At 67.8% G+C, this 11603-nt stretch carries 12 protein-coding genes; 4 read left to right on the forward strand and 8 right to left on the reverse strand.

What is annotated here, in order from left to right; all coding sequences use genetic code 11:
* The 6 genes from Q0R23_RS17705 to Q0R23_RS17730 form a co-directional block, all read right to left on the reverse strand.
* Nucleotides 1–841: CAP domain-containing protein (locus Q0R23_RS17705; protein WP_293915203.1), on the reverse strand; the 841-nt coding region annotated here is incomplete at its 3' end.
* A gap of 315 nt (nucleotides 842–1156) precedes the next feature.
* A complete protein-coding gene (cdd, locus tag Q0R23_RS17710; RefSeq protein WP_293915205.1) occupies nucleotides 1157–1576 on the reverse strand; it encodes a cytidine deaminase in 420 nt (139 codons plus the stop codon).
* Between the two features lie 61 nt (nucleotides 1577–1637).
* Complete coding sequence (locus tag Q0R23_RS17715; protein ID WP_293915207.1) at nucleotides 1638–2963, reverse strand: hemolysin family protein; 1326 nt, start codon at nucleotides 2961–2963, stop codon at nucleotides 1638–1640.
* Nucleotides 2964–3312: 349 nt separating this feature from the next.
* Nucleotides 3313–3729: a diacylglycerol kinase family protein gene (locus Q0R23_RS17720; protein WP_293915209.1), complete on the reverse strand. Its 417-nt coding sequence runs from the start codon at nucleotides 3727–3729 to the stop codon at nucleotides 3313–3315.
* A complete protein-coding gene (ybeY, locus tag Q0R23_RS17725; protein WP_293915211.1) occupies nucleotides 3726–4202 on the reverse strand; it encodes an rRNA maturation RNase YbeY in 477 nt (158 codons plus the stop codon). The genes Q0R23_RS17720 and ybeY overlap by 4 nt, the downstream gene beginning before the upstream one ends.
* Nucleotides 4203–4321: 119 nt before the next feature.
* Nucleotides 4322–4909 (reverse strand): hypothetical protein, encoded by a 588-nt coding sequence (locus Q0R23_RS17730; RefSeq protein ID WP_293915213.1) that lies wholly within the window; start codon nucleotides 4907–4909, stop codon nucleotides 4322–4324.
* Nucleotides 4910–5028: 119 nt separating this feature from the next.
* On the opposite strand from Q0R23_RS17730, the gene Q0R23_RS17735 reads away from it, so the two are divergent.
* Nucleotides 5029–6246, forward strand: coding sequence for an N-acetylmuramoyl-L-alanine amidase (locus Q0R23_RS17735; protein WP_293915215.1), 1218 nt, complete (start codon nucleotides 5029–5031; stop codon nucleotides 6244–6246).
* A 97-nt stretch (nucleotides 6247–6343) separates the two neighbouring features.
* Nucleotides 6344–7564 (forward strand): MFS transporter, encoded by a 1221-nt coding sequence (locus Q0R23_RS17740; protein ID WP_293915217.1) that lies wholly within the window; start codon nucleotides 6344–6346, stop codon nucleotides 7562–7564.
* Between the two features lie 348 nt (nucleotides 7565–7912).
* Here the strand turns inward: Q0R23_RS17740 and Q0R23_RS17745 are convergent, their stop codons facing one another.
* Complete coding sequence (locus Q0R23_RS17745; protein ID WP_293915219.1) at nucleotides 7913–8284, reverse strand: hypothetical protein; 372 nt, start codon at nucleotides 8282–8284, stop codon at nucleotides 7913–7915.
* Nucleotides 8284–8589: a hypothetical protein gene (locus Q0R23_RS17750; RefSeq protein WP_293915221.1), complete on the reverse strand. Its 306-nt coding sequence runs from the start codon at nucleotides 8587–8589 to the stop codon at nucleotides 8284–8286. The genes Q0R23_RS17745 and Q0R23_RS17750 overlap by 1 nt, the downstream gene beginning before the upstream one ends.
* Nucleotides 8590–8775: 186 nt before the next feature.
* On the opposite strand from Q0R23_RS17750, the gene Q0R23_RS17755 reads away from it, so the two are divergent.
* Together Q0R23_RS17755 and Q0R23_RS17760 are read left to right on the forward strand one after the other, a co-directional pair.
* Nucleotides 8776–10128: a trypsin-like peptidase domain-containing protein gene (locus Q0R23_RS17755; protein WP_293915222.1), complete on the forward strand. Its 1353-nt coding sequence runs from the start codon at nucleotides 8776–8778 to the stop codon at nucleotides 10126–10128.
* Between the two features lie 68 nt (nucleotides 10129–10196).
* The coding region (locus tag Q0R23_RS17760; RefSeq protein WP_293915223.1) for a hypothetical protein at nucleotides 10197–11603 on the forward strand (1407 nt) is incomplete at its 3' end.

Raw genomic sequence — 11603 nt, forward strand, 5'->3', positions numbered from 1 at the left:
CGTTCATGATGTTGGCGCAGTGGCCCGGCGAGGCGATCCAACCGGCCACGACAGCTTCGGGCGTCGGCTGCCCGGCGGCGATGTTCTCGCCCAGGGTGCTCCAGGCGTAGCCGGTGGCATTGATGCGGGCATCGAAGGTGCGTCCGTCCTGGCTGGTGTGGTCGAAGTAGTTTTTGGCAGCCATGTCGGCGGCGTGGCTCTGCGCGGCGGCGCCGAGCTGAGCGTTGAGGCTCAGCGGTCCAGCGGCGGCGTAGGCGGCACTTCCGCAGCTCCGGGCCACGGCGCGGGCCGCGTTGGTCAGGCTCAACACGCTCTGGGCGTAGGCGCTGGTGCCGGGCGCCGGGGCCGGAGCAGGCGCCGGGGCGGGTGCTGGTGCAGGTGCTGGTGCAGGTGCAGGGGTAGGTGCTGGTGCGGGCGCTGGGACGCCGGGCACCGTGACCGTCACGGGAAAGTCGATGAAGGCGCTGGGCGAGGCTTTCAGCGTGGCCCGCACCACGCTGTTGCCCGCCTTCACGGCGCTGACCAGACCACTCTGGCTCACGCCGACGCTGGCCGCGTTGCTGCTCGTCCAGGTGAGCTGGCCGGGCGTGGCTAGGGCGCCGCCGACCCTGATATTGATCTGCTGGGTCTGTCCGGCGATCAGGGTAATCTGTTTGCCCACGGCCTGGCTGCTCAGATCGGTGCTGACGCTGAAATCGCTGCTGAGCGCCGTCTCGGTGATGGCCGGTGAGGTGCTGGTTGAAGCGGGCGCAGCCTTGGGGGTGGGCAGGGTGGTGCAGGCCGACAGGCTGACGCCGAGGGTCAGCAGGGTCAGCGAACGCAGAAGCAGGGTTTTGGACACACCGACATTTGAGCAAACGGAGATGTGCAGTAGTCTTTCAGAATCGGCGTTTTTCTCACCGAGTTCGGGAGTGCGCTATATAACAACACACCGGCTGTTTTGTGAAAAACTTCTTGCCACCTGGTCATCGCCTTGCCGCAAGGCCGGTGTGCCAGGCCGTTTCAGTTTGGCGTCTGGTGGCCTGTAAACAGATGAAATGAAGCCGAAAAGTCAGGTCGTGAAGGAACCTGTGTTGCAAGTCGGTAATACCCGAATGACGGGAGTTCGGCGCTCATCTGGCCGGTCTGGCCACGCAGGCGGCACAGGAACGGTAAATCAGCCGTGTTCCAGCCGGAAGCCGTGCGGCAGAAAGTCGGCGACGCTCCCGGTGACGCTCTCCCCCTGGGCGTTGACGCAGACGACGCTGGCTTCGGGGCTGAACTCGAACAGGATCTGGCGGCAGGCGCCGCAGGGGCTGGCAGGCGGCGACGCCTCGGTGTACACCACCAGGGCGGTGAAGCCGCGCTCACCCGCGCTGGCCATCGCCTGAATGGCCGACTGTTCCGCGCAGCGGCCCAGGCCGTAGCTGGCGTTTTCCACGTTGGCCCCGCTGTAAATGCGCCCACTGATGCCCCGCAGCGCCGCGCCGACCTGGAACGCGCTGTAGGGGGCGTAGGCGTTGGCAAAAGCCTGACGGGCGGCGCTCAGGAGTTCAGGGTCGATGGTCGTGGACGCTGGTGTCTGTTGCTGTGTCATTCAGAATTCCTCGGAGGTTGACCTGTGGCCGCCGACTTGTGGCAGTCGACTTGTGTCCAGCTCAGGCCAGGGCGGCGCCCAGTTCGTCGTTGCTGGCGCGGCTGACCCGCACCTTGCCGACCCGGCGCTCGTCGGCTTCCTCTACTGAAAAGACCCAGCCCTCGTGCAGAAAGTCGGCCCCCACAACGGGAATATCACCGAAGTGGTTGGTCATGAAGCCGCCCAGCGTCTCGAATTCGCCTTCCTCGTCGGCCAGGTTGGTGTCGAGGTAGCCCTCGGCCTCGCCCACCGTCACCGAGCCGTCCATCAGGTAGATGCCGCTGCCCAGCGACTGCACCAGCGGCTCTTCCTCCTCGTCGGTCTCGTCGTAGATTTCGCCCACGATCTCTTCGAGCGCGTCTTCGAGGGTGACCAGCCCGGAGGTGCCGCCGAACTCGTCGACCACGATGGCCAGGTGTGATTTGCGCTGGCGCATCTTGGTCAGCAGGTCTTTGATGCTCATGCTTTCGGGCACGAAAAAGGTGGGGCGCATCAGCTCGGCGATGGTCATGGTGTCGAGGTGCTCAAGCTGCTGGAGCAGATCGCCCGTGTGCGCCACGCCCACGATCCGGTCAGGGCTGTCCTGGTAGACCGGCACCCGCGAGTAGCCGTGCTCGGTGTTGAGTTCGAGCAGGCGCCGGATGTTGGCTGCGGCGTCGACCACCACCATGTCGCCGCGTGGGGTCAGCACACTGCGCACCAGCGTGTCGGAGAGGTCGAAGACGTTGTAGACCAGTTCCTTTTCGTCGTCTTCCAGCACGCCTTCTTGCGAACTGGCCGAGACGATCATGCGAATCTCCTCTTCGGAGTGGGCGGTGTGGTGCCCCGCTACCGGTTTGAAGCCCAGCACGCGCAGCACCACCCGCCCGAAGGCGTTGAGCAGGTAGATCACCGGCCTGAACACCGTCGTGAAGACCACCAGCGGCGGCGTGAACAGCATGGCGATGCGGTCGCTGCGCTGCAAGGCCGCCGATTTGGGCACCAGCTCGCCGAAGACGATGTGCAGCGTGGTCGAGAGAATGAAGGCGATGGCGAACGACACCGGCTTGACGAAACTTTCGGGCAGCCCCGCCGAGGTCAGCAGCGGGTGGACCAGATGCTCGATGGCCGGTTCGGCGACAAAACCGATCAGCAGGCTCATCATGCTGACGCCGAGCTGCACCGCCGCGATGTACTGGTCTAGTCTCCCCAGCACGCGCTGCACGGTGCGGGCGGCTGCCGAGCCCTCGTCGGCGAGCTGGTCGATACGGGTGCGGCGCACACTCACCAGGGCGTACTCCACGGCCACGAAATAGCCGTTGAACAGCACCAACACGAACAGGGCCACGACCCCAAGCCAGTCATTCATCTTTGCGGCGCGCTCCTGAGCGCCTCAGACGGCGCGGGGGCAATATCCACCAGACGCGCCGCTGTGTCTTCAACTAAACCTGTGTATTTAACTAAACCTGCATCCAAGCCTGCGCCTACATCTGCATCAGGCTGGACAACACGGCAACTCCGCACCAGAACGTGCGCCGCATGGCCAGCGGCTACAAAGCACGGTGACGCGGCCTGGCCTTCACCAGGGCCACCAGGGTGACCGAAACTGGGAGGCTCGTCCATCTGAGCGGCAGTGTAGCATGTTCGGGCCGCCTGTAAGAAGTGCAGTGACAACTTGCCCAAGAATCGCCCAAGTGTCGCCGGTCAGGCCCTGTCGCTCACCGCCACCCCAACACCCTGAACAGGGCCGGACCCAGCACCGCCACGCCGACCAGCACGCTCAGGGCGCTGGCGATCAGCACGGCGCCCGCCGCCGCGTCCTTGGCGACTTTGGCCCGAAGGTGCCACTCCGGGCTGGCCAGATCGGTCAGGGCTTCCAGGGCGGTGTTGAGCGCCTCCAGGCTGAGCACCAACGCGCAGCACGTCAGAATCGGAGCCAGCGGGACGCGCAGCAGCGCCCCCAGAGCGCAGGCCAGTGCGCCCGCCGCCACCTCGATGCGGAAATTGGCTTGCGTGGCCCAGACGTGGCGCACGCCGCAGAGTGCGAAACGCGCCGAGCGCCACCAGCGCCTGAAGCTCAGCGCCGAGGCCGAGGATTTGGCAGCAGGTCCAGCAGAAGGTTCAGGGCCGCTCACGGCGCGTCTGGATGCCCGGCCAGAGTGCCCTGACCGGCGGCCCAGGCGTCGTGAAACACCTGCCACTCCGGCCCCTGGGCGCCTTCCTCGAAGCCCAGGCCCTCGGCGTGGGGGTGGTCATGACCGACCAGATGGGTCAGGCCGTGGCTGGCCAGCAGCGCCACCTCGCGCTCCAGGCTGTGGCCGCGTGCGGCGGCCTGCGCGGCGGCGGCGCCCAAGCTGATGATGATGTCGCCCAGGTGCGGCGGCACGAACGGGTCGCCCGGCTCGTAGGTGGGAAAACTCAGCACGTCGGTGGCGGCGTCCTCGCCCCAGTGCTGAAGCTTGAGCGCCCGGATGGCCTTATCGGAGACCAGCACCACCGTCACGGTTTTGTCTGAGACGCCGAAATGGTCCATGACTGCCGCCAGCGAGGAGCGCAGCGTGCCCCGCAACCCGGCGGGCGGCTTTTTCTGCACGACCAGATCGATCACGCTGCCGAGTCTAGCGCCCGGAGCACAGTGGGGTCAGCGGAGATGGGGCTCAGTACAGTCTGGTCAGGGCAGACTGGTCAGTACAGTCTGGTCAGGGGAGACTGCTCAGGGGAGACTGCTCAGGGAAGTCTGGGCGGCTGAATCTTCGGGTCTATCTTGCCCGCCGGGCGCGTGCTGAACAGCACCTGTACCCTGAAAGTGTCGGGGGAGGCGCTGCCGCTCATCTTCTTGCCGTTCAGAGAGAACGAAAAAGAGGTCGAACTTTTCTGGGTGCCCTGCCACAGCGTGGTCCAGGTGTTCAAGGGCGGATTGAGGGTGGTGGTCTTGAATGGGCTGACGGCGTAATTGCCGTCGCTGCTGTAGACGCCTTCACTGCTGCCTCGCGTTTCCCTGAGCCCGGCTCCCCCGACGCTCACGCCTTTGACCGTATACGAATCCCGGTACAGCTTGGGTCTGAGATTCAGGCTCAACACGATCCGGGTCGCGCCGCCGGGCAGCTCGACCAGCTTTGCTTCCGAGCCGCTTCGGGCGATCACCAGCGTCTTCGCTCCGGCGGGCACCTTCAACGTCAGCGTCCCTCTGAGGGTCGTCACCGGCGTTGGGGGAGTTTGAGCCAGCGCGGCGGGTGCCAGCAGCAGCGCCGCCAGCAGCGAGGCGCAAATCAGCGAGGCGGAAAGCAGTCTTGCAGGCATGGGAGGGTGGTTCATATCCTCAGCCTAGCAGGCGCCCGACGAGCGTCCAGTCGGCTGTCTGGGCGGTGCTGGCCGATCCAGGCAGCGGGAAATTCATACTTTTGTTCATCTGGGCGGGTTACAGTGCAGACCTAGTGAGGCGTTTACCGATTCTGAGTGTGGCCGTTGCCGTGTTGTGCGGCGTTTCGCTGACCCTGGCGGCAGGGAACGCGCCCCGTGTGGGCCAGCACGACGGCTACACCCGCCTGGTTTTCGGTCTCCCTGCCGCTCAGGGCGGAACCAATACCCTGAAGTCTGGGGTTGGTGGGCAGCAGTTCACCGTGGACCTGAGCCGCCCGGTCAGCTCGGCGTCCGGCAGCCTCAGTGCGCCGGGTGTCAGCCGTTACCAGACCGCTGGGCGGCGCCTGACCCTGACCCTGAGCGGCGGCGGCCAGCCCAAAGCCCAGATATTGCCCGCCAGCGGCAAACTGCCCGCCCGGCTGGTGGTGGACGTGCCCAGAGGAGCGGTCCAGAAACCAGCCGCCCAGAAACCAGCCGCCCAAAAACCAGTGACCCAGAAACCAGCCGCCCAGAAACCGGCAGTGCAAAAGCCGCTCGCCCAGCTCAGGACCGTTCGCCCGGCAGCCAAGCTGGCGCCGAGACCGGTGGTGCGGCCTGCCTCGGTCCGGGGGCCGGTCACGGTGGTGATCGATCCGGGGCACGGCGGCGTGTTTCCGGGCATGGTCAGCCGCTGGGTCGTGGAAAAGGACGTGACGCTGGACGTGGCGCTGCGGGTGCGCGAAAAGCTCCAGGCGCACGGAATCAGCGTCGTCATGACCCGCCAGAGCGACACCCAGCTCAAGGTTGACTGGGCCTCGGACCTGTACGCCCGCTCCCACCTCGCCGACAACAGCAAGATCGGGGCCTTTATCAGCATCCACGTCAACTCCGGCCCGGCCAGCGCCACCGGCATCGAAACCTACTACTTCGGGGCGCCGATGGGCGGCAGTAACCGCAGCCTGGCGGTGGCCGAAAACGGCGGCGGCAGCCTGGGCGAAGAACTCACCAAGCGGGCCAGCAACACCGCCCAGAACCTGCTCGGCGACCTGGTGGCGCAGGCCAAGCTGACCTTCTCGCGCGACCTGGCCGCCAAGGTCCAGTCCAGCCTGCTGAGCAGCACCGGGGCCGCCAACCGGGGCGTCAAGTCCGACGCCTTCGTGGTCATCAAAGACCCGACCACGCCCGCCATCCTGACCGAGATCGGCTTCGGCACGAGCCCCACCGAAGGCTCCAAGCTGGCCCTGCCCGCCTACCGTGACCGCGTGGCCGAGGCGATTGCCGACGCGGTAGCGGGCTACCTGCACAGCCAGTAAGTCTGCCGCCCGCGACCACCCCGCTGTAGTCTGCGTTGCCAGACTCTGCGCCGCCTAGACTCTGCGCCGCTACAGCCTGCCCTGCTACAGTCTGCCCATGTCGCTCGCGCCCACCGATCTGCCTGACGCTGACCTGGCTCCTGCACTGCCCCTGGCTCCTGCACTGCCTCTGGCTGCCGCCCGCTGGAACCTGGCGGCGCTGTTCGTCTCGCAGTCGCTGGCGACGGGCGCGACCACTGCCAGCACGGTGCTGGCCTCGCTGGTGATGAGTAGCCTGGGCCGCGAGGCGCTCTCCGGCCTGCCGAGCACGCTGGTGACGCTGGGCGCGGCGGCCTCGGCGGGCGCTTTCGGGCTGCTGATGCTCCGCAGCCGCCGCCGTGGGCTGGTGACGGCCTACCTGCTGGGCGTGGTCGGGGCACTGGTGGGCTTCTGGGGCGCCTGGCAAGCTCACTGGCTGGTGTTTTTGCTGGGCGCCGCCCTGGTGGGCATGTCGCAGGGCGGGTATCAACAGGCCCGCTACGCCGCCGCCGAGAGCGCGGCCCCGGCGCAGCGCGGGCTGGTGCTGGGCGCCATGATGTTCGCTTCCGTCCTCGGTTCGGCCCTGAGTACGGCGCTGAGCGGCCCGCTGGCGACGGCGGCGAGCGGCCTGAATACCTCCGCAGAAATCATCGGCTGGGGCCTGGCGGCAGTCTTTTTGCTGCTGGGCGCGGGCCTGACCTCGCTGTGGCGCCCGGCGCTGGCCCAGGCGCAGGCCACTGCGGAAGTGGTCGAAGTTCCGCTGAGCCACCCGGAGGTCTGGCCCGCCGCGCTGGCCGTGGCCGTCTCGCAGGGGTTGATGGTCACTTTGATGAGCCTCACGCCGCTGCGGGCGCACCACATGGGCCTGGAGCATCCGGCCATCGCCGGACTGGTCACCATCCACATCACCGGGATGTTCGGCTTCGGCTGGCTGACCGGGCCGCTGATCGACCGTCTGGGTGTGCGCTTCGGCTACGCCCTGGGCGCGGCGCTGCTGCTGGCCGCCGCGATCAGTGCGCCGTCGGGGCGGCTGTGGTTGGCGCCGAGCATGTTCCTGCTGGGTCTGGGCTGGAATCTGGGCTTTCTGGCGGGCAGCAAGGCCCTGGTCGCGCACCGGGGCGCCCAGGGCAAGGTGGACGCACTGGCCTACCTCAGCGCGGGTTTCGGCACCTTCTTCGGTGGCCTGCTGCTGAGCCACTACGGCTTTGATCCGCTGGCCTGGGGTTGCGCGGCGCTGAGCCTGCTGCTGCTGCTGAGTGCCTGGCGGGGCGGCGCGGCGCGGCGGGTGGCGGCGGGCTGAGGGCTGGATGTGTTGTTGGCGGCTGGCTTGCTTCTCTAGGCTTCGGCACTGGGCGAATGCGTCGGCTCCCCCACCCCCCAGCGGCCAGGCGTCCTCAAGGAGAGGAGTGGCGTGCCCAGGCGCGTTCTTGGGCAGAACGGACGCCCCTGGGGACGCCTGCCCGCTGGCCGCTCCGTTCACGACGAGTGCTTGCAGAGGGTCAGTGAGTGCCAGCTCAGGCCCTCCAACTTTCCGCCCTCTCCGCGCACCGCCTCCCGCGTACCATCCGCCTTTCCCACAACCTACAACCCACTTCCCACTCCCCTTTTGTTCCCACAAGCCACGCGCCACAAGCCGGGCGTCAGCCCCTCACCTCATCTGATCCCGAATCGCGCCCAGCGTATCCAGAAAGGCGTCTAAAAACTCGTCTTCAAGGTCGAAGTCGCGCACCAGTTCGTCCTGGGCGGTGGCCGACTGGGCGCGGGTCCAGCGAACGCGGGCGTTGCGGGCTTCGTACACGTTGCCCTTGCCAGCCACGAAGCGGGCGGCGTGGCGCACGGCCTCGGCGGGGTCGTCGGTGGGGGCCACTGTGACCAGGTTGCGCAGGCCGCCCTGATCGTTGACCAGGCTGGCGATCACCTCCACGCGCTGGCCCTTGCGGCTCAGAAACACCTGATCGACGCGCCACATGCTGGTGGCCCGGATCGGGTCGTGGGCGGGGCGGCGCAGCTTGCGGGCCATCAGGGCTGCACCGGCAGCGGCTGTATGGTGGGGGGCTGTATGGTGGGGGGCTGCGCTGGCAGCACCTCCTCGATGCCGCTCAGCACGCGGCCTGCGCTCTCGGCCAGGGCTTTGAGTTCGCTGGGCAACACGCTGACCGGCGCGTCCCAGCGCACCCGGCTCTCGATGCGCGCCGCGACGCTGCTCCAGTGGGCGTGTGGGCGCACGCTCAGCACGGCGCTGTGGGCGTAGATGGCCTTGGCGACCTGGTGGGCGAAGGCGTCAGCGGCCAGCTTGACGGCGTGCTCGACGGCGTAGGCGATCATGAGCGTCAGGGTAGCAGACGGCGGCGCGGGCACGTTCAGGCGCGGGCACGTTCAAGGGCGGGCACAGGCAGAAGCAGAAGCAGACGCAGCGGCAGACACAGGCGCCTTCACGCGGCGGCGGCTTCGCACGATCTTCATGATTCCTGACCAGAACTTCATGGCAGACTTGCTCTAATACGTTCAGCCATGAGCAAATCCTCCACTCCTGTCATCGTCGCCGCCGCCGCCGTCATCGGGCTGGGCCTGGGCGCCACCGTCCTGCGCGGCGCCGTACCCACCAGCAGCGCCCAAACTCAAGCCCAACCTCAAGCCCAGGTGCTGACCCCCAGCGCCATCGACGCCACCTTCAAGCCCGGCGGCGCCATGCAGCCGCTCGGCGAGGCCGGAGCCAAGCTGCAAAACGAGGCCAACACCATCGCCATCGTCAAGCAGTACGAGCCGGGGCTGGTGTATGTCAGCGTGCAGGCGCCTGCCAGCACCGATCCGTTCGGTCAAAGTGGCAGCCAGAGCGGCGGTCAGGGTGGCGTGGGATCGGGCTTTTTTATCGATGCGGCGGGCGACATCCTGACCAATTTCCATGTGGTCACCGAGAGCGGTCAGACGCTGGGCGCCACCATCACCGTGCGGGTTCAGGGCCAGAAAACGCCGGTCAAGGCCAGGATCATCGGTCTGGCGCCGCAGTACGACCTGGCGCTGATCCGGCCCGAAAACATCGACAAGGCGCTCATCAAACCCATTCCGCTGGGCGACAGCTCCGCCCTGGAAGTCGGCCAGAAAACCGTGGCGATGGGCGCACCCTTCGGCTTTGATTTCAGCGTCACGGAAGGCATCATCAGCAGCGCGTCCCGTCAGATTCCAATCGGCTTCAGCTCCGGGGCTCGCAGCGCCGAGGGCATCACCCAGAACGCCATTCAGACCGACGCGGCCATCAACCCCGGCAACAGCGGCGGCCCCTTGCTCGACTCCACCGGGCGCATTATCGGCATCAACACCCAGATCATCAGCCCGGCGGGCGCCCAGAGCGGCGTGGGCCAGAGCGCGGGCGTAGGGTTTGCCATCCCCATCAACACGGCGAAAAACCTGCTCGAACGCCTCAAAGCGGCGAACGGCGGCGTCGTATTGGCCCCAGCTATCGGTGTGGAGCCGGGTCTATTCGTCCTTCAGGACACCGGCAACGGCGCCCTCAAGGTCGAGGTGGGCACCAGCGCCCTGTCGAGTCAGGCCAGGACGCGCTACAAGTTGCCTGAAAGCGGTTTTCTGATCGGCAAGGTCTTGCCCGGTTCCCCGGCGGCGGCAGCGGGCCTGCGCGGCGGCACGGCTGAAACGGTGGGCGGTGGCCAGGTGGCGGCGGGCGGCGACGTGATCGTCAGCGCCGACGGCAACCCTGTTGACAGCAGGCAGGATCTCCAGGCCGTGTACATCGCCAAGACCGTGGGCGACACGGTGAAGCTCGAAGTCGTGAATGCCGGGCAGAAACGCAGCGTGACCGTGACGCTCGACCAGAGTTCGTTCACGACCACGCCGGTCCCCACTCGCTGAGGACCGGTTCACTGAGCACCAATTGACTGAGCGCCGAGCTTGCCCTGACGATCCGGCTGTGAGACCCTGTGACGGTGCGCCTCGCCCGACTGCTCCCGCTTGGGCCGCCCCCGACGCCGCAAGGTGAATTGGGCGCGGCTGAACTCCTGCTTGAGTGGAACCTGGACGTGGTGCTGGCCCGTGACGGTGAGAAGGTGGCTGGAGTGCTCGTTCCGAACGCTGCCGAGACCGTCTGGGTGCCGGTCTTCAGCGCGGCGGAGTCGGTGCAGCTCGCTCGCGGCTGGCTGCCGAACGTGCCCGCCGTCGCCGTGCGGCGAGGCGGCGAGTTCGCTGCGTTGCTGACCCCGGCTGACCTGGCGCTTCCGCTGCCCTCCGCGCTGGCCGCCCAGGTCTGGGCCGCGCTGAGTGAGCTGGACCGCGAACTGCTGACCCGGCTCGCGTCTCTGACTACACACGGTCAGCTCGCCCTGGTCGGTGGCGCCGTGCGCGACGCCCTGCTCGGCCTCACGCCGCTCGACCTCGACATCGTGGTGGTGGGCGAGGACGTGGAGGCGCTGGCCCGCGCCACCGGCCTGCCGTTCGTCTTCCACCCGGCCTACCGCAACGCGACCTTGAGTCTGCCGGATGGGAGTCTGCCAGATGGGAGCCTGCCGGAAGGCCGCGCCGCCGATCTAGTCAGCGCCCGCCTGGAGCGCTACCCCGTGCCGGGCGCCTCGCCGTTGCCCTGGCCGGGCACGCTCTCGCAGGATTTGCGGCGGCGCGATTTTGCGCTGAATGCCCTGGCGCTGGTCATCGGCGACGACGGCCCGGAGTTGCGCGACCCGTTTGGCGGCCTGGCTGATCTGCGTGGCCGGGTGCTGCGCCCGCTTCACGCCCAGTCGCTGACCGACGACGCTTCCCGGCTGGTCCGCGCTGCCCGGCTGGCTGCCCGGCTGGACCTGAACGCTCACCCCGACCTGCTCGCCCAGGTGCCGAACGCCCTGGCGGTGGCCGCCGTGACGCCCCGCCTGGACGCCGAGCTGAGGCTGATGCTGGCCGAGCCGAAACCGGGCCGGGTATTGCGAACATTGCAGAGCTGGGGCGCCGGGGAACTGTTGCCCGCCGCCCTCCCACTCTTGGAGACGCTCGACGCGCTGCCGGAGCGCCCTGCCGAGGCGGTGTACGCGGCGGCGCTCATCTCTGCCTCACCTGATCCGCAGGGGCTGGAGCTGCGCCTGGCCCTGGGACCGCGCCCCGCCGCGCTGCTCGCCCGCGCCCTGGGCTTCGACTACGCCGCGCCGGGCAGCCAGGAAGCCGTGCTGCGCGGCCTGCTCCGTCCGGGCGCCTATGTGCCGCTGACGGGCAAAGACGTGCTGGCCCTGGGCGCCGCGCCGGGACCGGGCATCGGCGCGGCACTGGCACATCTGGCCGAACTGAGGCGCTCCGGCCAACTTCACAGCCGAGAGGACGAGCTGGAGGCGCTGCGGGCGTATTTG

Source organism: Deinococcus sp., assembly GCF_025362455.1.
Taxonomy (GTDB): domain Bacteria; phylum Deinococcota; class Deinococci; order Deinococcales; family Deinococcaceae; genus Deinococcus.

Bases quoted from the DNA above. Each gene is read 5' to 3' on its own strand.
- cdd (WP_293915205.1), bottom strand. From the start codon at position 1,576: ATGACACAGCAACAGACACCAGCGTCCACGACCATCGACCCTGAACTC.
- Q0R23_RS17715 (WP_293915207.1), bottom strand. From the start codon at position 2,963: ATGAATGACTGGCTTGGGGTCGTGGCCCTGTTCGTGTTGGTGCTGTTC.
- Q0R23_RS17730 (WP_293915213.1), bottom strand. From the start codon at position 4,909: ATGAACCACCCTCCCATGCCTGCAAGACTGCTTTCCGCCTCGCTGATT.
- Q0R23_RS17740 (WP_293915217.1), top strand. From the start codon at position 6,344: ATGTCGCTCGCGCCCACCGATCTGCCTGACGCTGACCTGGCTCCTGCA.
- Q0R23_RS17745 (WP_293915219.1), bottom strand. From the start codon at position 8,284: ATGGCCCGCAAGCTGCGCCGCCCCGCCCACGACCCGATCCGGGCCACC.
- Q0R23_RS17750 (WP_293915221.1), bottom strand. From the start codon at position 8,589: ATGATCGCCTACGCCGTCGAGCACGCCGTCAAGCTGGCCGCTGACGCC.
- Q0R23_RS17755 (WP_293915222.1), top strand. From the start codon at position 8,776: ATGAGCAAATCCTCCACTCCTGTCATCGTCGCCGCCGCCGCCGTCATC.